Origin of the sequence: Commensalibacter sp. M0355 (assembly GCF_016101365.1) — a bacterium.
Taxonomy (GTDB): Bacteria; Pseudomonadota; Alphaproteobacteria; order Acetobacterales; family Acetobacteraceae; genus Commensalibacter; species Commensalibacter melissae.
The window spans coordinates 724,232-746,673 of sequence record NZ_JACFQQ010000001.1; the positions used below are offsets into that span (position 1 = coordinate 724,232).

Genomic DNA, 22,442 nt, shown 5'->3' on the forward strand with positions numbered 1-22,442 from the left:
TATTGGAATAAATCTGTAATGTGTCAACCTGCTTGTTATCTTCCCCATGGGGGCGGTCCGTGTTTTTTTATGGATGATCCTTATAATATATGGACCAATATGGGTGATTTTCTACATAAATTCCCTAAAACATTACCTAAAAAACCAGATGCCATCGTTGTCATTGCGGCTCATTGGGAAAGCGATCCGATCAAAATCCACCATCATCCAAATCCATCCTTGTATTATGATTATTATGACTTTCCCGAACATACTTATCAATTACAATATCCAGCATCAGGATATCCGCTTCTTGCCGAACAAATCCATACCCTTTTAACAGAACAGCATATTCAAAGTGAATTTGAAGAAAAAAGAGGATGGGATCATAGTGTTTTTATTCCCTTAAAAGTCATGTTTCCTGATGCCGATATTCCAATTGTGGAAATATCGCTACATAATAACCTTGATCCGGCATACCATTTTAATATCGGTCGGGCCCTTTATCCGCTACGCAATAAAAATATTTTAATTATGGGAAGTGGGATGAGCTATCATAACCTGCCCTTTTTATTTTCTGGTCAAGACACTAGAGAGGCATATGCTTTTGATAACTGGTTAACCGATGTCATTTCCCTTCCCGCTTGTAATGATCGTGATAGATTATTGATTGAATGGGAAAAAACCGCCGGCGCACATTCGGCTCATCCACGTACAGAACATCTTCTACCCTTGATGGCGGTTTCTGGCGCAGCAAGACAAGATCATGGAAAATGTATATTTAAAGATATAATTTTACATAAACCAATTTCTGCTTACCAATTTGGTTGATTATTATCAAAACAGAAAATATTCCCTTAATCATGCTTTAGTTTTTAACATATTCTACAGTATTAAATAATACTGACATTAATTTTCTTTTTTTATAAAAATTGTTTCATGATAATACAAAATAAATCCTTAAATATTTATTTTTAAGTTTGAAAAAATTTGTATTTAGAATATTTTATAAATATTGTAGATATGTTTTAACCTAATAAATATTGATAAACCGCTTTATGATATTATATCAACCTTGAATGTATCTGATAATATCCCCATTTCACTCATTCTGTTTTTACAATTTCCCACAAAACCTTCATTTATTTAACAAAATCCACTTTGTTATATAGTTGATTTTTTGTTTAGATTTATAACCTACGTTTCGGATTCCTATATGCCATTTACTCAAATTCATTCCTCCCTTGCAAAAGCTATAGAAAATAAAGGCTATACAGCCTTGACTGCTGTTCAACAGGCTGTTCTTGAACAACAAAATAATGAACAAGATTTACTTGTATCAGCTCAAACCGGTTCAGGTAAAACCGTGGCTTATGGAATTGCCATGGCAACAACATTACTTGCTAATAAAAATCAGTTTGCTGCTGCAAAATTACCGCTAGCCCTGATTATCGCTCCCACTCGCGAATTAGCGTTACAAGTTCACCAAGAATTATCCTGGCTATATACAAATACCAAGGCCAAGATTGTAACCTGTATTGGCGGAATGAATGTTCGTAAAGAAGCTTATGCACTGGAAAAAGGCTGTCATATCGTTGTGGGAACACCCGGACGACTTTGTGATCACGTACGGCATAATCATCTTGATCTATCTGGCCTGGACACAATTGTTCTTGATGAGGCAGATGAAATGTTGGACTTGGGTTTTCGTGATGAACTGGAGGAATTATTATCCGCATGTCCATCAAATCATAGAACCCTGCTTTTTTCTGCAACCATTGACAAAGATATTGAAAACCTGGCCCGACGATATCAGAAAAAAGCATTGAGAATTAATACAGTTCCCACCAATCAGCATAGAGACATTGAATATCACGCTTCTTTGATTCACCCAAAGGAGGTTGATAACGCCGTTATTAATTATTTACGTTTTATTGACAGCCCCACAGCAATGGTTTTCTGTGCCACCCGAGAACTCGTTCGTCATATGCAATCAACTTTGATTGAACGGGGCTTTTCATGTGTTGCCCTTTCTGGCGATCTTGGACAGGAAGAACGAAATCATGCCATTAAAAGTCTTCGTTCTGGTCAAATACGAGTCTGTGTTGCCACTGATGTCGCTGCCCGTGGTTTGGATCTGCCCACTCTGGATCTTGTCATTCATGCTAGCCTTCCAACCAATTCCGCCACCTTATTGCATCGTTCAGGAAGGACTGGACGTGCCGGAAGAAAAGGTCGGTGCGTGTTAATTGTTCCTTCAAATCAACGCAATCGTGCCGAACGCCTATTGGCTCACGCTAAAGTAACAGCAAGTTGGGAAAACCCGCCTGATATGATGGCCATCCGTGAAAAGGATAACCAACGTCTTCTTTCCAATCCTGTACTTTTAAGCAGCAAGGATATTATGGAAGAAGATCAACCTTTGATTCAGCAGTTGATTGAACAGTTCAATCTTAATGAACTTGCGAATGCTGTCATTTCATTTTATCGTTCAATTATTCCTAATCCCGAGGAAATTACAAACATATCCCTGCAGAAACAGCGCTCCGCCCCTTACAATAAGGAAAATAGAAGACAAAAATCATCAGAAAAATATGCATTTACAAACGGGGTCTGGTATGAAATTCCAGTTGGTCGAAATGAAAAAGCAGATCCTAAATGGCTTATTCCAACCATTTGCAAATCTGGTAATATCCAGAAAAAAGATATTGGAAATATTCGTATTTTTGATAACGCCACAAAATTCGAGATTTCTTCGGAAAAAAAAGATATTTTTAACAAAAATATTGCAAATGACAAATCCGTAAACATTTATCAAACGTCAGCCCCGTCTATTGGGGAAGGTGATAAAAAACCGGATTACAGGCGCAAAAGAAAAAATGGGTCGGATTTAAAAAAAACAAGAACCAGAAAGAAAACCGATTTTAAATACAAAGATAAATCGGGTCCATCATCTTCATCAAGAAAACGCAAAAAATAAATAAAGGGGCTTATGCCCCTTTACCAAATTCGTGTCACAAATTAAAAATTTAATTTGAAAATGGATGTGTCAAATCATGTATATCCTGTTTTGTATTATTTTTTAAATCTTTCCATTCCTGACGTCTTTGTTCCTGACGATATTTCATTTCTCTTCTGGGTTCATTCAGACGATCCTTGAAATCCTGCTTTTGTTGATTCCAACGTTCTCTCTGATCCCTTTGATAATCCCTATAACGGTCCATACGTTCCTGTGCTTCTCTTTTGGGTCCATTCAGACGATCCTTGAAATCCTGTCTTTGTTGATCCCAGCGTGCTCTCTGATCCCTTTGATAATCCCTATAACGGTCCATACGTTCCTGTGCTTCTCTTTTGGGCCCATTCAGACGATCCTTGAAATCCTGTCTTTGTTGATCCCAGCGTGCTCTCTGATCCCTTTGATAATCCCTATAACGATCCATACGTTCCTGGTTTTGCTGCATACGATCGCGAATTGCCTGATTATGCTGTGTAACACGGTTATGAAAATTATCTTCCTTTTGTTGCAAATTCTGTATTACATCCTGAGCATGAACCTGATAGACCAAATTCCCCATCATAAATACACTTAAAAAACTTGCAGAGATAATTAAACGTTTTGACAACATTTTCTTTCCTTCTTTATGAATCTAATCATCTTAAATCAAAACAAAATTCGGGCTATATTAAGGCATTAATGTAACAATAAATATCATAAACAGATCCTGAACTGAATGAAACGAAAGGATGAAAAATTATTAAATGCCATCAAACTGATCCATGGCCGATGTTACATGTTTATTGTCATTTCACGAAATTGACAATAAAACCGCTTCCAACCTTTGCCAATCTGCTTGCCTGTATAACAATCCAAAACGCAACCAATTGGGATTATAATCAAATTTGCGTACCCAAATCCCATGAGAAGCCAAATGTTTCCATATATCATTCGCAGACCGATGATAAAATAAGCGAAATAAAAGCGTCCCACCCACAAGATTAAAGGAATGACTTTGCAAAAAAGCATCCAGACGTTTTTGTTGAATTCTCAATTTTTTTTCAGTTTCAATTTTCCACAAACCATCTTGTAAGGCCTCAGCAGCTATATGCAAGGCGGGTCCATTTACAGGCCATAAACCAAGCATATATCGTATTCTTTGAACAATTTCAGGTGAAGCTAGCAAAAATCCAACCCTTAACCCAGCCAAACCAAAAGTCTTTCCAAAAGATCGCAATACCAACAATCCCGGTGAAGGTAATAAATAAGCCATACTCTGCCCTGAAAAATCCATATAAGCTTCATCAAGGATAAGATGATTACCGGATGCACTCCATTTTTTTATCAGGGACTCTAACCTGGCCATATCAATTTTTCGACCATCTGGATTATTTGGATTACAAATAACCCCCACTACATTTTTTTGGAGGCAAAGCGTCTCAAAATCTTCAAAATTAACGACCCGTGTTACTTTTACCCCAGCCTGCCACCAAGATGAAATATACTCTTCATAGGTTGGATATAAAACATAAACCTCTTTTGCATTAAGCACAGTCGGCATTAACGATATCAAGATTTGGGTACCAGGCGCAAGCGCAACACAAGATTTATTCTTGCAACCATAATAGTCTGCAGCAATCTGCCGCAAATTTTCTTCATGAGAATAAAAGGGCAATTTTTCATATAAAGATATATCTAGAGAGGAAAATGGATAGCTGTAAGGGTTAATTCCCGTTGATAAATCCAGCCATGATCCCGTAATCTCCGGAAAAAGCTTTTTCGCTTGGTCAAGATTCCCCCCATGTTGAATATTCATATATTTATCTATATCCACTTTATTTAATTTATAGTTAAAACCATCTAAATTATGAAAATATCAATAAATCCACATGGCAGATTATGACAATTTAAATGATAAAGATTTTAAACATATTTTACAGAAAACGTAATATTGAAATCATGATTATTGCGCTCATGATTGACATGATATGGGGCGATCCAGAGAAAATTTATAAAAAAATTCCGCATCCGATATGTTATGTTGGAAAATTAATTGACTTTCTAGAACTTAAGCTCAATAAAAAAAATAAAAATGCAAATATTCAAAAAAGAAATGGTTTCATCACTTTATTTTTTAACTTTCTAGTCCCGGGATTAATAGCCCATCTTTTCCAAAAATTTGTATTTGCCTTTTTTCGTCCGTCTTTAGCAACTTTTTTATCAGGGATTTTTGGCAGTATTTTCATTGCACATCGCTCACTTTACGAACATGTTCACGCAGTTAGGGAAAAAATTGATCAAAATGATCTGGCAGGTGCTCGTATTGCGTTGAGTCACATTGTTGGAAGAAAAACAGATAATCTCAATATGTCGGAAATCTGTTGTGCAACCATTGAAAGTTTGGCTGAAAATTTTTCGGATGGTGTAATCTCTCCTGTTTTTTGGGGATATATTGGGGGATTACCCGGGCTACTTGTTTTTAAATCAATTAATACTGCAGATAGCATGATCGGGCATTTAACAGAGCAATATCGGAATTTCGGCTACGCTTCAGCCAAAATGGATGATTACATGAACCTTGTTCCAGCACGACTATCCGCCTTTCTGATTTTACTTACAAATCCTAAAAAATTATTCCATAATCTAAAACCCGTTTGTAAAGATGCGCGAAAACACAATTCACCCAACGCTGGATGGCCAGAAGCAGCCATGGCTTACACTCTTAATATTCAGTTATTATGTCCACGCCACTATAAAGACCATATTGTTGAATCCCCACGAATAGGTCGAGAACGTAGTCAATTATATTCCGAGGATATTTGTAAGGCTTGTAAAATTTATTATTATGCAAGTTTTATAAAATTAATTGTTTTAATAGCATTATACAAAATAATGACGTATTTTAAATAAATAATAAAGGATTTTATATTGCTAAATTATAATTACATATGATATAAATGCTCAGGTTTTTTAGAAAAAATAATTATATTAATATTTTATATTTATTAAATCGATAAAACCCTACTTGCAGAGATTATTATAATCTCTCAAACCACCTAGCTACTTAACTTTATACTTAACCTTCTCAAAATATTTGAGGAGGTTCTTTTTATATGATAATAGTTATAACAACGAAATTAAATTGTCAACTAAAATATTATCATTTATGAAATTCGCCCAATTATTCATCACCGAATCAAGCTGTTGTTCATACAACATTCCATCTCCTGATGAACCGAAATATGACAATAAATAATCCCTTACTTCATCACAATGAAAAATTCCGTGAAGATAGGTTCCAATCACTTGCCCATTGTCAGAAATGGCTCCCTCAGCCCGAGAATCATCCAAATAGGCAAAAGGCTTGTAGGTGCCATGATGTTTTGTCTGCCCTACATGCATTTCATAGCCTTCGCAGTCAATATCTTTTAAAGCCAAATGACCTGTAACCGCCTCTAATTTTTTTTCTGAGGACAGAATCGTGTCACTTTTAAAAAAACCCAGCCCCTTTATCCGATCATTACTCGATTCTTCAATGCCTAAAGGATCGAGAATCTGTTGTCCTAACATTTGATAGCCGCCACAAATTCCAAAAACATATCCCCCTCTCCTGACATGCGCCTTTATATCGATATCCCAACCAGTTTGATATAAAGCATTCAAATCTGAAATAGTATTTTTCGATCCAGGAATAATTATCACTTTGGTAAAAGCCGGAACAACTGATCCCGGAGAAATAAATTCAAGCAGAATATGCGGCTCATTTTTCAGAGGATCAAAATCATCAAAATTTGCAATATTTGGCAACAATAAAACAGAAATATGCAACTTACCATATTGATATGATGACTTATTTGCTTTTAAGTCTGCAGCATCCTCAGCAGGAAATTTTCTCAATTCATCAAAAAAAGGCAACAAACCACAATTTTCCCACCCTGTTTTATGGCTTATCCATTCCATTGTTTCCGTAAATAGGGAGGGATCCCCACGCATTTTGTTTACGATAAACCCTTTAACCAATTTTAAATCATTTGGCGATAAAATTTTATGCGTTCCAATCAAGCTGGCAATGACACCACCGCGATCAATATCACCAATTAATATAACAGGTGCTTTCACAGCCTGAGCAAACCCCATATTGGCAATATCATTTTTCCGTAAATTTATTTCAGAGGCGGATCCAGCCCCCTCGATTAATATGATATCTGCTTTCCGTTTTAATAAATTAAAGCTTTCAATAACATAATCCAATAATTGCGGCTTTATTTCCTGATATTCCCTTGCCGATGCCTGCCCCCATATTTTGCCCTGAACAATAATCTGTGACCCTTGAACATTATGCGGCTTTAGCAAAACCGGATTCATATGGACAACAGGATCAACCCTACAAGCAAAAGCTTGCAAAGCCTGTGCCCGTCCAATCTCACCGCCGTCTATCGTTACCGCCGCATTGTTCGACATATTCTGTGGTTTAAAAGGTAAGACATTATATCCTTTATTTGTCAGGGCCCTTGCAATTCCAGCAACCAGAACAGATTTTCCCACGCTTGAACCTGTTCCCTGAAACATCAGGATTTTAGCCATTAGTACTCTATCCCTTTTTGTGCCTTGATACCCGCATTGAATGGATGTTTGATTAATTTCATTTCTGTAACCATATCTGCTACATCAATAAGCTTTTGGGGAGCATTGCGACCTGTTATAACAACATGCTGCATTTTGGGGCGCTGTTGTAAATCCCTTATAATCTGGTCAGGGTCAAGATAATTGTAACGTAGAGCTATATTCAATTCATCCAAGACAACCAACGATATATCTTCACGGTTCAAATAGTCCAACGCCAACGACCAGGCCGCCTGACAGGATTCAATATCCTTTTGTTTATCTTGGGTGTTCCAAGTAAAACCTTTACCTAAAGTATGCCATTCAAGCAAATCAGGAAAAAATTCAACCATTCTTTGCTCACCCGTTTTCCACTCAGGTGCTTTGATAAATTGAATAACAACACTTTTAAATCCGTAACTCAAATGACGAAACAAAAGACCGAAAGCAGCCGTTGACTTGCCTTTTCCCGTTCCAGTATGCACCATCAACAGCCCTTTTTCTTCTGTCTTGGAGGCAACAATGGTTTTTTGCAATTGTTGCCTTTTTTGCATTTTTCGTTTGTGATGAAGCGCATCATCATTCATATCAATTTTCCTGTTTCAACTAAATTTTAATATTCAGGGGACTTCCGGCAACAACCATCGTAAATTTATGAGCAATGGCTGCCATTTTCTGATGTAAAATTCCCGCTTCGTTAATAAATTTTCTCGCTAACGCATTATCTGGAACAACACCCTGTCCAACCTCATTACTGACAATTATGATATTTCCATGAAATGTTGTTAATGCGGAAAGAAATTTATCAGTCTCCTCTTTTATATTTCGGTTATCCATTAATAGATTGGTCAACCATAAGGTTAGGCAATCGACCAGAATTGAATGAACATTATTGTTATTTATAATATCTGCAAGATTGATGGATTCCTCTATGGTTTGCCATCCCTGTCCTCTTCTTTTCTGATGAACGGCAATTTTTTCCTGCATTTCATGATCCATGCAACGCGCCGTTGCAAGATAAATCCACGGTGACGGATAAAGCATAACCTGATTTTCGGCAAATCTGCTTTTCCCCGATTTCGCCCCACCCAATACAAAATGAATCATGATTCCATTACTTTTTATAAATATACCTTTCTTCTAAAAAGATATACCATATTCGTGCACATATCACCTGCTTAAAACCCTTGTAAAAAGGAAAAACTATGAAACCTCAAATTCTCCAATTAGTACCTGTCTGCAAAAAATTCCAGGAAAAAATCAATACTCGCTTCACCAATCATATTAGCCTTAATAAATTACCTGATTCTCCTGAAATTCTCAAAAAAATCGAGGCTGTAATTACAAATGGTGTTGTTGGTGCTCCATCAGATATGCTGGATCAACTTCCCAATCTAAAACTCGTGACGGTCCATGGTGTGGGATATGACAATGTTGACTTGCAGAAATTAAAAGAACGTCAAATCAAACTAAGTATTGCTACAAATGCACCAACTCAGGACGTGGCCGACATGGCAATCGCATTATTATTGGATGTATCCCGTCAAATAACCCTGCGTGACCAATATATACGCAAAAATGAATGGGAAAAAGGAAACTATCCTTATCAAGGAAGTTCCATTTCAAATAAGAAAATAGGAATCATGGGAATGGGTCATATTGGTCAGGCCATTGCCCAACGTTTACATGCATTTGATAATGAAATTGCCTACACAGCAAGACATCAGCGTCCTGGAGTAAAATGGAAATATATTCCCTCCTTGATCGAATTGGCCAAGATATCAGATATCCTAATAATTGCCGCCAGCGGCGGTCCCTCATCAAGACACGCTGTTAATCGCGAAATACTTGAGGCACTTGGTGAAAGAGGGTTCGTCATTAATATCGGGCGCGGCAGTATCATTGATGAAAATGCATTGATAGACTGCCTGAAAAACAAAAAAATAGCTGGAGCCGGACTGGATGTTTTTGAACATGAACCTCATGTTCCAGAAACCTTACGTTTGTTAAAAAATGTTATCATGACCCCTCATTCAGCAGGCTCGACTTATGAAACCTCAAAACGTATCGGCGCAAAAATCCTAAATTCCCTGGAATGTTTTTTTAAAGGTGAAAACCTCCCTGATGAAGTGCATTTTTAAAAATCAATTTTTCAAAAATTGAAGAAATACAAAAACATGTAACTCAACTCTATCTAATGTTCACTCTTTCCTGACCCTGTTCTTTAGTGGATCAGGAAAGATATCCCTCTTCCCATAATTGTTTTCAAGTTAGCATTTAGGTTTGACTAGGCATTTTCTACAAACAAATATTTTTTTCAACACCTCCATACCTTTTCACCCAACTTCTCTTGGACACATCCATCCACTCAATCACCAATTCCACCTCTGTTCGATTATTTTCGATTAACCGGGCATTCGGTTCATCCGTTTGTTCAACCCAGGTCTTTGCCTCTTTAGGCGTACGACCGAAATAGCAATGCCGATTGATTAAACGCTGCTGCCGTTCCTGTTGAGGTGCCATAACAAACCATTTCTCGTCAAACAGTTCAGCCAGATTTTGCCAGTCCCCTTGTGTCAAACATAAATAATTACCCTCGGTAATGATCAACTCTGTTTCAGGAAAAACGGGAATGGAACCGGCAATTGCCTCTTCAATGGTTCGATCAAATTCCGGGGCATAAATGACTTCATCATGCTTTTGATTTCTCAGTCTCTGAAGTAAGGCAAGATAGCCTTTCACATCAAATGTATCCGGTGTCCCTTTACGTTCTTTACGACCCAATCTTTCCAATTCTTTATTTGCCAAATGAAAACCGTCCATCGGAACAAGAACCGAGCAGTCTGGTAAGGCTTGCTGCAAAATACGGGCAACCGTTGACTTTCCTGATCCTGGAGCACCTGCGATGGCCAAAATTTTACGCATTCCCTCTGCACAAAGCGCCTTTGCCCTTTCTATATAAGAAACAGGCAAGATTAAGTCTTCCAATGGTGTCTCACTTTTATACTGCATTTCAACCTATTCTATCAAAACAAGGAATCTCATAATATTCAATAATATATCGTGACGTTGTATTTCAACAAACGTCTCTTGCCTTGGTTTTGTAAAAATCGTAAATTCAATCTTTCACAACAATTTATGTAATTTCCGATTAAAGGTTTTTTATGCAACCCTCTCGCATCCCGGCAACCATTATTTCAGGTTTTCTTGGTTCAGGAAAAACAACCCTATTGCGTTCAATCATGAAAAAAAACGTCAATAAGCGAATAGCCATTATAGTTAACGAATTCGGCTCTCTGGGTATTGATGGTGAGATCCTAAAAAAATGTGCTGTTCCAGGATGTGAGGAGGAAAATATTGTTGAACTGGCAAATGGATGTATCTGCTGCACAGTTGCGGATGAATTTCTGCCAACAATGGAGTCATTATTAAACCGTCCGTCTCCACCTCAACACATCATTATAGAGACATCCGGGCTGGCATTACCAAAACCTTTAATCAAGGCGTTTAACTGGCCTGATATCAAAACCAAAATGACTGTTGATGGTGTGGTTACTGTTGTGGATTCCCCCGCTGTTATTGCTGGACGTTTCGCGGATGACCCAGAAAAAATCGCTCAACAACGTCAGGCTGATCCATCACTCGATCATGACAATCCCCTGCAGGAAGTTTTTGAAGATCAGCTTAATTCCGCAGATCTTGTCCTTCTCAATAAGGTGGATCTCATCACCTCAGAACAACTTGGGTATCTAACTGATGAAATTAAAAAACAAATTCCAAAAGCCGTGAAAATTCTGCCTCTTTCACACGGAAAAATCGAGCCAGAAGTGATCCTGGGTATTCACGCCGGGGCTGAAAATGATTTACAGACACGTCCCTCTCATCATGATGGTGTGGATGAAGATCATGAACATGATGACTTTACAAGTTTTGTTGTCAATATTCCTCCAGTCTCGAGTCCAAAAGCCTTGGAAAATAAACTCCTTCAACTCACAAACCTGCACGATATACTACGCATTAAGGGTTATATCCAGGTTATCGATAAACCGATGCGCCTTGAAATACACGGGGTCGGTGAACGCTTTAGTTATCATTTTGACCGTCCATGGTATCAAGATGAACAACCTCAAGGACGATTAATCATCATTGGACAGAAAAGCATCAATCAAAAGGCCATTCAGGCAGCCTTGGAAACACAAATTTAATAATGCATATCCTGGTTCGAGAAATTACAAGTCTGGATGAACAGGCACCGGCTGAAGATTTGCAACATGAACCAGCCGATATTGTCTTTCTGTCCTTTTCCGATAATGACCTGAATGTGATGGCGAATTGCATAGCGCAGCAACCTGAAAATTCTCCATCAATACAGCTAGTTTCTCTTAACCGTCTTCGTCATCCAATGTCTGTCGACCTCTATCTGGATCAGACAATCAGCAAGTCCAAATTCATAATTTTAAGATTATTAGGAGGAATTGAGGCATGGCGCTATGGTACGGAAGAAATCCACAACTTATGTCAGTCCTATCACATTCCCCTAGCCATTATTTCTGGTGAAAATTATGAAAATCCCCATCTTGATAATCTTTCCACTATTCCCAGCAACCTGTTAAATCAATTCAAGGAGCTGTTCCTAGCTGGTGGAAAAGAAAATTACAGTCACATCCTAAATCTTGCCGCCCATCATCTTGACCATAAAATAGGGCAATCAATTACCCCACACATTTTACCGATGGTTGGGGAATATCCCTTACCTTATCCATTTCATGCCCATCAAAATCTAGCGGTAATATTGTTTTACCGCTCTCATTTGCTGGCCAACAATATCAAACCTATTCTTTCCCTCGCACAATCCTTATTCAGAAAAGGCATAAATATCAAGGCTGTTTATCTAACCTCTCTAAAAGACCCAGAAATTTCCCATTGGATTGGACAATATCTCTACCAAAATCACCCAACAATAATTTTAAACGCCACATATTTTTCTATACAGCAAGATTATAATCATTCCCTTTTTAGAACATTTAATGTGCCAGTCCTGCAAATTCTTCAGCCTAGTAACAGTAAACATTTATGGAAAAAAAGTTTTCGTGGCCTATCCCAAACCGATCTTGCCATCCAGGTTGTTTTACCTGAACTTGACGGTAAAATCTCGACAACTGCCATAGGATTTAAAAAAGAGAAAAATAACCAAACACGGTATGAACCTTATCAAAAAGGAATAGATCTCGTTACAAACCGTGTTAACGGATGGGTTAATTTAAGAAAAAAAAACAATCATGACAAGAAAATTGCTATTATCCTTTCAAATTACCCGGGTGTCAGCGGACAAGAAGGGCATGCCGTCGGTTTGGACAGCTTTGCCAGTCTTGAACATATTTTACAATGGTTGAAAAAGAATGGATATCAAACAGGATCCGTAATTCCCGACTGTAAAAATTTAATCCAGATTTTATGTCAGTCAGGTACCAGGGCCACTTTATCCCTGACTGATTATAAACAATATTTTTCCACACTTTCGACGACATTCAGAGAAAGAGTTTTGGCATACTGGCCAGAATTTGAAAAAGATGAAACGCTGCAAAAAGAAAATTTTACCATACGATATATTCAATTAGGCCATATCATCTGCGCGATCCAGCCTGAAAGAGCTGATTCAAAAAATCATAAAAACACTTATCATGATCCAGATATTCCACCATGCCATGGTTATATCGCTTTCTATTTATGGTTACGCCATCATGAATCCATTGATGCCATCATTCATCTGGGAACACATGGTACACTGGAATGGCTACCAAGCAAGGCAACCGCAATTTCCGATCATTGTTCCCCTGCTGTGTTGCTAGGGGGCTTACCCGTCATCTATCCCTTTATTGTTAACAATCCAGGTGAGGCAGCCTGCGCAAAAAGACGTCTCGGTGCTGTTACCATCGGACACTTAACGCCTCCTGTCAATAAGACAATCCTTAGCGGCGATGCCGCAGAACTAGAACGGTTAATCGATGATTATGCTGAAGCTGATGGTTTGGACCATCGACGCAGCAAACTTCTTCTCGGGACTATTCTGGATAAAGCAGAATCCTGCGGTTTATTGGCTGAAACAGGCATCAACCGCAAGGAAAGCGGAGATGAGGTCGCCCTGAACCATCTGGATGCCTATTTATGTGATGTCAAGGATTTGCAAATACGGGAAGGGTTACATATTTTTGGTAAACCTCCAATTCAATTCCAGCATCTTCTAGAAACAATAAAACATTATGCCCCCGATAAAATATCAGAGATTGAATCAAATCTTTACCAATGTGCCGAGCATGAAAAACAATCTCTCCTAAACGCTTTGAATGGAGAATTTATTCAGCCTGGCCCTGCTGGGGCACCCACAAGAGGAAAACTGGATGTTCTCCCAACCGGACGTAATCTGTATACGGTTGATCCACGTGGTATTCCCACTCGTACTGCCTATCTTCTGGCAGAAAAGATGGCAGGACAGCTTTTGCTGAAATTTATACAGGAAAATGGTGATCACCTGCGACATATTGTTATTGATTTATGGGGAAGCACCAATCTTAGAACAGGCGGTGAGGACCTGGCTCTGGCTTATATTCTCATGGGGGTTAAACCCATCTGGGATACAAGTTCAAATCGTGTTACTTCAATTGAAATCATCCCATTGGCAAAGTTGAACCGACCGCGCGTCGACGTAACACTCCGCATTTCAGGGTTTTTCCGTGATGCGTTTGAAGATCAGATCACATTGTTTGATCAAACGGTTAAAACCCTTGCCCAACGTGCCGAAGATAAAGATTGGAATTACTTGGCATATCTTTTTCAAAATACCCCTTTCGGAAGCCATCATTCCCGGCTTAACCGTATTTATGGTACAGCCCAACGTACATATGGAACGGGCATAGAATACGCCTTGAATACTGGAAATTGGCGGGAACAAGCGGAACTTGGCGAAAGATGGCTGGAAAATTCAGCTTATAGTTATGGAAACGGACAAGATGGCATTTACGATAAACAAGGGCTTTCAGAACGTTTAAAAACAACACAGGCTTTTTTTCACAGTCAAGACCATGCCGAAATTGATCTTCTGGATAGCGCTGATTACGCTGCCCATGAAGGTGGTTTTGCGGCAGCTGCAAAACTCTTTGACAATACACCCAACTTATATCACGGTGACACTTCAAAAGCAGAAAATCCAAAAATCCGTTTATTGGTTGAGGAAGTCAACCGTATAGTGCGTGGACGTGTTGCCAATCCCATGTGGATAAAGGCAATGATGAATCACTCCTATCGTGGAGCCGCGGAAATAGCCCGTTCTGTCGATGCACTTTTCAGTTTTTCAGCAACGCTTTCCCATTGTTTTGATCAACAGTTTGAACTCGTCTTTGCAGCAACGCTTGGAAATGATACTGTTAACCGATTTTTACAAAATTCCAATCCAGCGGCGAAAAAATCCATTCAAAATCGCTTCAATGAATCCCTTAAACGTGGCTTGTGGCATCCAAAATCAAACAGCGTTTTCATGAAGCTGGAAGAAAGCGATGAATAATATACGTCGGGGATGGTGTCCATCGCTTTATCATCCTATGGAGACAGGAGATGGATGGTTATGTCGAGTTAAGCCTCCTTTTGCAAAATTAACCAGTCGACAGGCACGTTTTATTGCAAGATCAGCATCTGATTTGGGAAATGGCTTTATTAATTTATCGCAAAAGGCCAATCTGCAACTACGGGGGTTTACCCGGGAACATATCCAACAATTCATACCTTTAGCCAAAAATGAGAATCTATGCAGTCCCGATGCATTGGAAGAAGATAAACGCAATATTCTTATTTCACCCTTGGCCGGTATCGACCCTTCTTGCCACCAAGATACCATACGTTATGCCCAGTGTATACAACATGAAATCATTGAAAATGAGACCGTAAAATTTCTGACTGGCAAATTTAGTTTCGTTATTGACGGGGGCGGGTTATTCCCCTTAACCCGTCATCATGCCGATATTAATCTACGTATCCATCATGACCAATGGATTTTGCAATTAGGTCATGCGAAACAGGTAATACCCTGTAACTTGGATAATTGTGCCAAACTGCTTAAACAGATTTTGCAATTTTGCAATAAACACAATTATTTCCGCCTGCTTCATCAAGACTATGCTGATCAATTTATAAGGGAAAATTCATGTTCCAAACAATCCTATACCTATCCAACTTCAATTGAAAAACTTTCGATTGGTCAATTTCCACATGGTTATCATCTCGGCATTCCCTTTGGATTGTTCCATAGTCAAGATTTAAGTCTACTGGCAGACATCTCTGATCAATATGGAAATTCCACCCTGCAGCTCACCCCCGATCGGACAATTATCCTGCCCTATTGTTCAAACGCAGCTCATACCCATTTGAAATCATTTATTACCGATAAACATGATCCTCGTTTAAATATCATCTTATGTCCAGGTAAGCCCTATTGTCTTCAGGGAATGCAACCCGTGATGAAAGATGTTAAAAAACTTATGCGCTTCTGGCATTCCAAACTACAGACACTGCATATATCTGGCTGTGCAAAAGGATGCGCATCTCCCCTGAAAAATCCTTTAACCCTGTGTGCAACCCCCAAGGGATATAATTTTATTTTACACGGCAGGGCAAATGATGAAAGCCTTTACAAAAATCTAGACTTGGAAGAAATCAGCGCTAAACTCATTACATATTCTGAAATGAAATAGGAAAAACATTCATGCCTCTTTATGACTATATCCATGATGGCAAGATTATTTATCAAAATTCCTTCGCAACCATTCGCAAAGAAGCTGACCTATCTAATTTTACAGAAGATGAAGCCAGAATTGCCGTCAGGGTTATCCATGCATGTGGACGGATCGAAATAACAAAAAATATCGTATTCAGTCCCGATTTTATTGAAAAAAGTGAACAGGCCCTGTTCATGGGTTCCATGATTTTTTGTGATTCAGAAATGGTTGCGCATGGAATTACTCGACGTAGACTGCCCGCCAATAATAAAATTATTTGCACCCTGAACCATCCCGATACAGTCAAGATTGCACAAGATATAAAAAACACGCGTTCCGCTGCTGCCATCCATTTATGGGGGGACACCCTGAAACAGGCGGTTGTGGTCATTGGTAATGCACCAACAGCCTTGTTTCATTTGATCAATTTATTAGACCAGAAGAAAATCCCCCAGCCTGCAGCAATTATCGGCGTCCCTGTAGGTTTTGTGGGTGCGGCTGAATCAAAACTGGCATTGCAAGAATGGGGAAAAATTCCATATATGGTCATAACAGGCAGACAGGGTGGAAGCGCCATGGGTGTTGCCGCATTGAACGCTTTGGCCCAAAAACAGGAAATATAAAATGAAAGGCACATTATTTATATTGGGTATGGGACCGGGCGATCCTGAATTGGTGACAAAAAAAGCCGGACGCATTCTAAATTCCCTTTCTTTTATCGCTTATTTTTGTAAAAAAGGTGAAATGGGTCATGCACGTCAAATTGCCACACCATTCCTTATCCATGAATTAACAGAATTACGTTTTGAATACCCCTTGACTACAGAAATCCCTCATTATGCTCCTGAATATAAAGAAACGTTAGAAACATTTTATGATCACTGTGCCTCTAAGATTCAAAAAAAACTCGATGAAGGACAAGATATAGGATTGTTATGTGAAGGCGATCCATTATTGTATGGATCTGCAATTTATATATTGGAAAGATTACAAGAACAATATACCATAGAGACCATTCCAGGCGTTATGGCAATGAATGGTTGCTGGAGCCGATTACATTTACCGATTGTTCGCAATGATCAAACCTTAACCATTTTGTCCGCGACTTTACCCCTCGACAAACTTTTGGTAAAATTGAACCAGTGTGAATCCATCGTCATCATGAAAATTGGCCGCAATCTTGCAAAGGTTAAAGCCGCTTTAAAGCAGACCCATTTGCTTGAACAAGCAACCTATATTGAACGTGGCACCCAAAACCAGGAACGTATCTTGCCATTATCACAAATGCAGGATGAAAAAGCGCCCTATTTTTCACTGATCCTTATCGCCGGTAAGGAGAATTGAGATGACGGGACATCTATACATCATAGGCCTTGGTCCTGGAGATCCTGATTTACTGACGATTGAAGCATCAAAAATTTTGCCAACCTTAACAGACCTGATTGGCTATGGCCCTTACCTTGATCGCATCCCTGATAGACCATCTTTACGAAAACATAAATCAGATAATCGCGAAGAACTTGATCGTGCCGAACATGCGTTAACACTTGCCGGAAAAGGCTATAAGGTTGGGGTTGTCTCTTCAGGAGATGCCGGCGTTTTTGCCATGGCCAGTGCCATTTTTGAAACCATTGATCATGGAAAACCAATATGGAAAGAGATTGAAATAACTGTCTTACCAGGAATTTCCGCCATGTTTGCGGCGGCTGCAAGACTAGGAGCGCCTTTAGGTCATGATTTTTGCGCCATTTCCCTTTCCGATAACCTGAAACCTTGGAAACTTATTCTGCACCGTTTAAGGCTTGCGGCTCAGGCTGATTTTGTCATAGCCCTTTATAATGCCGTTTCCAAAGCGAGACCATGGCAACTTGATAAAGCTTTTGAATTATTGAAGGAAATTTTACCTCCCTATATTCCAGTGGCTTTTTGTCAGGCAATTTCCCGAAAAAACGAACATATTCACCTAACCACCCTGGGCGATGCCAAAGGCTCCATGGGAAATATGCAAACCCTGGTCTTGATTGGTAACCGTTATAGTCAATTAATTCCCCAGTCACGGGAAAATATACGTCCCTGGTTCTACACATCTCGTTCGATTATAACCGAATTTATCCCTGAAGACGACTCATCAACCATTGATAAGCCTTATCCATAGTTGAAACAGAAGGAAGTTGGGGCATAACAGGTCTTTGAATCATGATCACAGGAATTGACAATTTCCTTGCCGCATCAATTTTTGCATAAACAGTCTGACCACCGGAGTTTTTCGTAACAATACGTTCAATATGGTATTGTTTTAAAAAATCATATTCGCTTTGCACATCAAAAGGTCCTCTGGCAGTAATGACCTCGGCATGACTTGGCAAAACCGTATCATCAGGCTTATCAACACTTCTTATCCAATAATGATGCTGGATAATATTCTCTTTAAATAATAATATATCTTTACGACCGATAGTTAAAAATACCCTTAACGTTCTATGACCCAAAACCTTTACAGCTTCAGGAATTGAATTTACCTCATACCAATGATCACCATCCCGCTTCTGCCATGCCGGACGTTGCAAATTCAAAAAGGGAATTCTGCAAATCTTCGCTGCCTTCCATGCATTATTAGTCATCTGTAGGGCAAAAGGATGTGTTGCATCAATCAGGAAATCTATTTGATTATTCTTTAACCACATTATCAATCCGGTGACACCACCAAACCCACCCACACGTGATATCACATTTCTGGGTAATACAGGATTTTTTGTCACACCCGCTAGAGAAAAAATAACTTCTATGGAATCATTATTTTGCAGACAGTGTACTAATTGGGAAGCCTCACTTGTGCCACCTAAAAGCAAAATCTTTTTTCTTTTTTGTCCCACTAAAGATACCTATAAAAATTTGTCATTACATAAATAGATTACATGATTTTTTCAATTACCCCAGCTATAATTCATTTCCGTTACCTGATAGAATTAATAAGTGATTTTTGTAAATAATATGGCTTACCCTTTTCTTAGCATTATTGGTATTGGCGAAGATGGTATCAACTCCCTTTCCGATCAGGCTCGTAGATGTCTAAAAAACGCATCTTACGTTTTCGGTGGTAAGCGTCATTTGAAACTGGCAAACACCCTTATTCAAGGTCAAACAGAAATATGGTCGTCGCCCATTCAAGAATCCATAAACAAAATCAATAACCTTAAACCTGAATCAGTTGCAATTCTTGCGTCAGGTGACCCGTTCTGGTATGGGATTGGTCCTTTAGCCGTACAATCCTTGGCTATCAATGATTGGCAAAGTTTTCCCACCCTTTCATCCTATAGCCTTGCCTGCAACCGGTTAGGTTGGTCAGGACAAACCATTGAGACAATCTCCTTATGTGGTCGTGCATTGGAAACCTTGCGCCCAGCCTTAATACCAGGTCGTAGAACACTTATTTTATCCGAAAATGAATCAACACCTCATAACGTCAAGGCATATCTGGAAAAATGGCAAATCCCATATAAATTATTTTATATTCTTGAAGCACTTGGTGGACCGCGGGAACGGATACGTTCTTTTTTATTAAAAGAATCCCTGCCCGGAACAATTGACCCTTTAAACATGATTGCCCTTGAATTAGACCGGTTTGAAGGGCTTCCCTATTGCCATGGACGAAAAGATTCCTATTTTCGACATGATGGTCAATTAACAAAGCAATATATCCGCACGGCAACTTTATCAGCATTGCAACCTTTTCCTGGCGCTTTGTTATGGGATATTGGCACGGGATCCGGTTCCATTGCCATCGAATGGATGTTAACCCATCCCGGCTGTAAAGCCATTGCCATTGAATCACGTCATGATCGGGCTGTAAGAGCAAGGGAAAACGCATATAGTCTGGGTGTCCCATCCCTGAAAATCATTGAAGGCAAGGCCCCTGAAGTTTTAGATAAACTGCCACGTCCTGATGCCGTTTTTATCGGAGGTGGATTAACAGCACCTGATCTTTTAAAAACTGTATGGAGAAACCTTCATCCTTATGGACGGCTGGTTATTAATTCCGTAACGACCGAAAGCGATCAAATCCTTTTTCAGACTCAACAACAATTGGGCGGAACAATCAGCCGCCTTCAAATCCAGCATTATGAATCTTTAGGGAATTACCATGGTTTCAGACCCGACCGCACCATTACCCAATATTGCGTCACGCGCCTCCCCTGACACTTTATTAATTGGTCTAGGCAGTCAAAAAAAAACAAATGCCAAACATATATATTGTACACTGCAAGAAATTAAACGAAACTATCGGGCCTCTATTTATTTAATTGCTGCGCCTGCTTTTAAACAAAAAGATAGCACTTATCTAATCCTGCAACATCATTATAAACTACCCATTCAATTCATTGCATTGGACACGCTCAAAAATCTTCAGTCCCAATGTCAATCTTATTCAAACAGAATTTATGAACTAACCGGTTTTGGTGCTGTTTCAGAAGCCTGTCTTTTAGCCATTATGCACAAAAAAGATCATTTACTGATACGAAAGATGATTTATAAAGGAATTACCTTATCTTTAGCCTATAAAGGATCCTCAACACCATGACCGTCCATTTTATCGGGGCAGGCCCAGGGGCTGCTGACCTTATAACATTACGTGGGAAAAAGCTTTTGGAACAATGTCCAGTATGTCTTTACGCCGGATCTATTATTCCTAAAGATATTCTGAAATTTTGCTCTTTTGATACACAATTAATTGATTCGGCCCCACTAAATTTGAATCAGATTGAAGCTGAATTTGTAAAAGCAACTCAAGCGGGAAAAGATGTTGCCCGTTTACATTCAGGGGATCTCTCTGTTTATAGTGCTGTTGCCGAACAAATCCGCCGACTTGAAAAACACGCCATTCCCTATACACTTACACCCGGTGTACCCGCTTTTGCAGCCGCTGCTGCAATCATAAAAAAAGAATTGACTATTCCAACAATAGCACAATCCATTGTTTTAACACGCATTTCTGGACGTGCATCAATAATGCCAGAAAAAGAAAAATTAGAAACCTATGCACAAACTGGCACTACACTGATTATTCATCTCGCCATTCATCGTATTGAAGAAATTGTTCAGCGTTTGGTTCCTTTTTATGGAGAAAATTGTCCAATCGTCATCGCTGCGCATGTAAGCTGGCCAAATGAAAAAATTATACAGGGAACATTGGCCACTATTTTAAAAAAAATAAACGCCAATCCAATCCAACGTACTGCGTTAATTATGGTTGGTCCTGCTATGGGTAGTAAAAACCATATGGAAAGTGCCCTATATAATGTTAACTATCAACGTCGTTTTAAAAATCAATAATATTTATTCTATTCAATAAATATTAAAACATTTTTCGATCATTTTTCAGTCCTTTGATTTTTATCACGTGTAATTATAAAAAAACAATTCATACAGAATGAAACCATTTTTTAAAACATATCTCTTACCATTGCCAACATTAATTCCAGTTATTGTGAACAGTAAATGCATTAAAAAAAATTTTAAAATACAAACCTATTTTCATACAAAAGTAATTTGTGACAAGAAATTGCAAGATTTAACCCAGCAATCTGGATTCATATTACCCCTGAAATCGTATTCAGGAACTAAAAAAATTCATAATATTAAAATATTTAATGTTATCTCAAACTAACAACATATTTCGTTGAATCACATTCCCATACAATACTTTACGAAAAATTGAGTTAAACACCTTCGATCCTAAAACACTTAATCAAAATGCATAACATAAACAAGACACGACTAATAACCTTAACACATGTCAAAATTATTTTAATTCATTATTAAAGATTATTAAATTTAATTTCTTAATTTTTAAAAAATTACAAAATTAATATTAAAACGGTTCTATCTCTCCTAAATAAAGATACAGATTTCCTTCAAAAAAAAGAATACCTTAATGATGGCAATTATATTTGGCAAATTTATGATAAAAACCATTTATATGGGGTTAAAAGAATTAATAGAAATATTTGTGATCCTGTCAGGAAGTTTATTTCTAATTTGTAATTAGATTACAATCTATCATTAAATCAACAGTGAATTTGTTTATGATCATTAATTATTTT

At 38.5% G+C, this 22,442-nt stretch carries 20 protein-coding genes; 13 read left to right on the forward strand and 7 right to left on the reverse strand.

Features of this window, described 5'->3' with window-relative positions; all coding sequences use genetic code 11:
- Window positions 1-18 precede the first annotated feature (18 nt).
- The gene (locus H3T44_RS03440; RefSeq protein WP_198196020.1) at window positions 19-810 is read left to right on the forward strand and encodes a class III extradiol ring-cleavage dioxygenase; all 792 of its coding nucleotides are present in this window, start codon (window positions 19-21) and stop codon (window positions 808-810) included.
- Window positions 811-1,195: 385 nt separating this feature from the next.
- Window positions 1,196-2,959, forward strand: coding sequence for a DEAD/DEAH box helicase (locus tag H3T44_RS03445; RefSeq protein WP_198184488.1), 1,764 nt, complete (start codon window positions 1,196-1,198; stop codon window positions 2,957-2,959).
- Window positions 2,960-3,008: 49 nt separating this feature from the next.
- Here the strand turns inward: H3T44_RS03445 and H3T44_RS03450 are convergent, their stop codons facing one another.
- Together H3T44_RS03450 and cobD are read right to left on the reverse strand one after the other, a co-directional pair.
- The gene (locus tag H3T44_RS03450; protein ID WP_198196022.1) at window positions 3,009-3,605 is read right to left on the reverse strand and encodes a hypothetical protein; all 597 of its coding nucleotides are present in this window, start codon (window positions 3,603-3,605) and stop codon (window positions 3,009-3,011) included.
- Window positions 3,606-3,785: 180 nt separating this feature from the next.
- Window positions 3,786-4,790, reverse strand: coding sequence for a threonine-phosphate decarboxylase CobD (gene cobD, locus H3T44_RS03455; RefSeq protein ID WP_198196024.1), 1,005 nt, complete (start codon window positions 4,788-4,790; stop codon window positions 3,786-3,788).
- Window positions 4,791-4,885: 95 nt separating this feature from the next.
- Between cobD and cbiB the strand changes: the two genes are divergently transcribed.
- Entirely contained in the window at window positions 4,886-5,884 is a 999-nt protein-coding gene (gene cbiB / locus H3T44_RS03460; RefSeq protein ID WP_198196026.1) for an adenosylcobinamide-phosphate synthase CbiB, read from the forward strand.
- 213 nt (window positions 5,885-6,097) lie between these two features.
- On the opposite strand, the gene H3T44_RS03465 is transcribed toward cbiB, so the two are convergent.
- The 3 genes from H3T44_RS03465 to cobU are packed head-to-tail and all read right to left on the reverse strand — an operon-like array spanning window position 6,098 to window position 8,683.
- On the reverse strand, window positions 6,098-7,543 hold the full coding sequence (locus H3T44_RS03465) for a cobyric acid synthase (RefSeq protein ID WP_198196134.1): 1,446 nt from the start codon (window positions 7,541-7,543) through the stop codon (window positions 6,098-6,100).
- A 14-nt stretch (window positions 7,544-7,557) separates the two neighbouring features.
- Window positions 7,558-8,163: a cob(I)yrinic acid a,c-diamide adenosyltransferase gene (gene cobO, locus H3T44_RS03470; protein ID WP_198196027.1), complete on the reverse strand. Its 606-nt coding sequence runs from the start codon at window positions 8,161-8,163 to the stop codon at window positions 7,558-7,560.
- Between the two features lie 19 nt (window positions 8,164-8,182).
- Complete coding sequence (cobU, locus tag H3T44_RS03475) at window positions 8,183-8,683, reverse strand: bifunctional adenosylcobinamide kinase/adenosylcobinamide-phosphate guanylyltransferase (RefSeq protein ID WP_198196030.1); 501 nt, start codon at window positions 8,681-8,683, stop codon at window positions 8,183-8,185.
- Window positions 8,684-8,781: 98 nt separating this feature from the next.
- Between cobU and H3T44_RS03480 the strand changes: the two genes are divergently transcribed.
- On the forward strand, window positions 8,782-9,717 hold the full coding sequence (locus H3T44_RS03480) for a 2-hydroxyacid dehydrogenase (RefSeq protein WP_198196031.1): 936 nt from the start codon (window positions 8,782-8,784) through the stop codon (window positions 9,715-9,717).
- A gap of 157 nt (window positions 9,718-9,874) precedes the next feature.
- On the opposite strand, the gene H3T44_RS03485 is transcribed toward H3T44_RS03480, so the two are convergent.
- Window positions 9,875-10,588 (reverse strand): nucleoside/nucleotide kinase family protein, encoded by a 714-nt coding sequence (locus H3T44_RS03485; RefSeq protein WP_198196032.1) that lies wholly within the window; start codon window positions 10,586-10,588, stop codon window positions 9,875-9,877.
- 152 nt (window positions 10,589-10,740) lie between these two features.
- On the opposite strand from H3T44_RS03485, the gene cobW reads away from it, so the two are divergent.
- The 6 genes from cobW to cobJ are packed head-to-tail and all read left to right on the forward strand — an operon-like array spanning window position 10,741 to window position 18,496.
- Window positions 10,741-11,781, forward strand: a complete 1,041-nt coding sequence (gene cobW / locus H3T44_RS03490; protein ID WP_198196033.1) for a cobalamin biosynthesis protein CobW — start codon at window positions 10,741-10,743, stop codon at window positions 11,779-11,781.
- A gap of 2 nt (window positions 11,782-11,783) precedes the next feature.
- Entirely contained in the window at window positions 11,784-15,134 is a 3,351-nt protein-coding gene (gene cobN, locus H3T44_RS03495) for a cobaltochelatase subunit CobN (RefSeq protein ID WP_198196034.1), read from the forward strand.
- The gene (locus H3T44_RS03500) at window positions 15,127-16,317 is read left to right on the forward strand and encodes a hypothetical protein (RefSeq protein ID WP_198196035.1); all 1,191 of its coding nucleotides are present in this window, start codon (window positions 15,127-15,129) and stop codon (window positions 16,315-16,317) included. Before cobN ends, H3T44_RS03500 begins: the two co-directional genes overlap by 8 nt.
- 11 nt (window positions 16,318-16,328) lie before the next feature.
- A complete protein-coding gene (locus H3T44_RS03505; RefSeq protein WP_155569578.1) occupies window positions 16,329-16,964 on the forward strand; it encodes a precorrin-8X methylmutase in 636 nt (211 codons plus the stop codon).
- Between the two features lies 1 nt (window position 16,965).
- Window positions 16,966-17,685 carry a precorrin-2 C(20)-methyltransferase gene (cobI, locus tag H3T44_RS03510; protein ID WP_198184479.1) on the forward strand — a complete coding sequence of 240 codons (720 nt, stop codon included), beginning with the start codon at window positions 16,966-16,968 and terminating at the stop codon, window positions 17,683-17,685.
- Window position 17,686: 1 nt separating this feature from the next.
- Entirely contained in the window at window positions 17,687-18,496 is an 810-nt protein-coding gene (cobJ, locus tag H3T44_RS03515; protein ID WP_198196036.1) for a precorrin-3B C(17)-methyltransferase, read from the forward strand.
- Here cobJ and H3T44_RS03520 read toward each other — a convergent pair.
- Window positions 18,450-19,214 (reverse strand): cobalt-precorrin-6A reductase, encoded by a 765-nt coding sequence (locus tag H3T44_RS03520; protein ID WP_198196037.1) that lies wholly within the window; start codon window positions 19,212-19,214, stop codon window positions 18,450-18,452. The two genes, cobJ and H3T44_RS03520, sit on opposite strands and share 47 nt — an antisense overlap.
- Before the next feature lie 100 nt (window positions 19,215-19,314).
- On the opposite strand from H3T44_RS03520, the gene cbiE reads away from it, so the two are divergent.
- From cbiE to cobM, 3 genes are read left to right on the forward strand one after another with little or no spacing between them, the layout of a single operon-like run.
- Complete coding sequence (gene cbiE / locus H3T44_RS03525; RefSeq protein ID WP_198196039.1) at window positions 19,315-20,538, forward strand: precorrin-6y C5,15-methyltransferase (decarboxylating) subunit CbiE; 1,224 nt, start codon at window positions 19,315-19,317, stop codon at window positions 20,536-20,538.
- Window positions 20,483-20,920: a cobalamin biosynthesis protein gene (locus H3T44_RS03530; RefSeq protein ID WP_122124006.1), complete on the forward strand. Its 438-nt coding sequence runs from the start codon at window positions 20,483-20,485 to the stop codon at window positions 20,918-20,920. Before cbiE ends, H3T44_RS03530 begins: the two co-directional genes overlap by 56 nt.
- Window positions 20,917-21,672, forward strand: a complete 756-nt coding sequence (gene cobM / locus H3T44_RS03535; protein WP_198196041.1) for a precorrin-4 C(11)-methyltransferase — start codon at window positions 20,917-20,919, stop codon at window positions 21,670-21,672. Before H3T44_RS03530 ends, cobM begins: the two co-directional genes overlap by 4 nt.
- The last annotated feature ends 770 nt before the right edge of the window (window positions 21,673-22,442 follow it).

What these genes read in the sequence shown, in the direction of transcription:
- H3T44_RS03440 (WP_198196020.1), top strand. Translation starts at nt 19, where the DNA reads ATGTGTCAACCTGCTTGTTATCTTCCCCATGGGGGCGGTCCGTGTTTT.
- H3T44_RS03445 (WP_198184488.1), top strand. Translation starts at nt 1,196, where the DNA reads ATGCCATTTACTCAAATTCATTCCTCCCTTGCAAAAGCTATAGAAAAT.
- H3T44_RS03450 (WP_198196022.1), bottom strand. Translation starts at nt 3,605, where the DNA reads ATGTTGTCAAAACGTTTAATTATCTCTGCAAGTTTTTTAAGTGTATTT.
- cobD (WP_198196024.1), bottom strand. Translation starts at nt 4,790, where the DNA reads ATGAATATTCAACATGGGGGGAATCTTGACCAAGCGAAAAAGCTTTTT.
- cbiB (WP_198196026.1), top strand. Translation starts at nt 4,886, where the DNA reads ATGATAAAGATTTTAAACATATTTTACAGAAAACGTAATATTGAAATC.
- H3T44_RS03465 (WP_198196134.1), bottom strand. Translation starts at nt 7,543, where the DNA reads ATGTTTCAGGGAACAGGTTCAAGCGTGGGAAAATCTGTTCTGGTTGCT.
- cobO (WP_198196027.1), bottom strand. Translation starts at nt 8,163, where the DNA reads ATGAATGATGATGCGCTTCATCACAAACGAAAAATGCAAAAAAGGCAA.
- cobU (WP_198196030.1), bottom strand. Translation starts at nt 8,683, where the DNA reads ATGATTCATTTTGTATTGGGTGGGGCGAAATCGGGGAAAAGCAGATTT.
- H3T44_RS03480 (WP_198196031.1), top strand. Translation starts at nt 8,782, where the DNA reads ATGAAACCTCAAATTCTCCAATTAGTACCTGTCTGCAAAAAATTCCAG.
- H3T44_RS03485 (WP_198196032.1), bottom strand. Translation starts at nt 10,588, where the DNA reads ATGCAGTATAAAAGTGAGACACCATTGGAAGACTTAATCTTGCCTGTT.
- cobW (WP_198196033.1), top strand. Translation starts at nt 10,741, where the DNA reads ATGCAACCCTCTCGCATCCCGGCAACCATTATTTCAGGTTTTCTTGGT.
- cobN (WP_198196034.1), top strand. Translation starts at nt 11,784, where the DNA reads ATGCATATCCTGGTTCGAGAAATTACAAGTCTGGATGAACAGGCACCG.
- H3T44_RS03500 (WP_198196035.1), top strand. Translation starts at nt 15,127, where the DNA reads ATGAATAATATACGTCGGGGATGGTGTCCATCGCTTTATCATCCTATG.
- H3T44_RS03505 (WP_155569578.1), top strand. Translation starts at nt 16,329, where the DNA reads ATGCCTCTTTATGACTATATCCATGATGGCAAGATTATTTATCAAAAT.
- cobI (WP_198184479.1), top strand. Translation starts at nt 16,966, where the DNA reads ATGAAAGGCACATTATTTATATTGGGTATGGGACCGGGCGATCCTGAA.
- cobJ (WP_198196036.1), top strand. Translation starts at nt 17,687, where the DNA reads ATGACGGGACATCTATACATCATAGGCCTTGGTCCTGGAGATCCTGAT.
- H3T44_RS03530 (WP_122124006.1), top strand. Translation starts at nt 20,483, where the DNA reads ATGGTTTCAGACCCGACCGCACCATTACCCAATATTGCGTCACGCGCC.
- cobM (WP_198196041.1), top strand. Translation starts at nt 20,917, where the DNA reads ATGACCGTCCATTTTATCGGGGCAGGCCCAGGGGCTGCTGACCTTATA.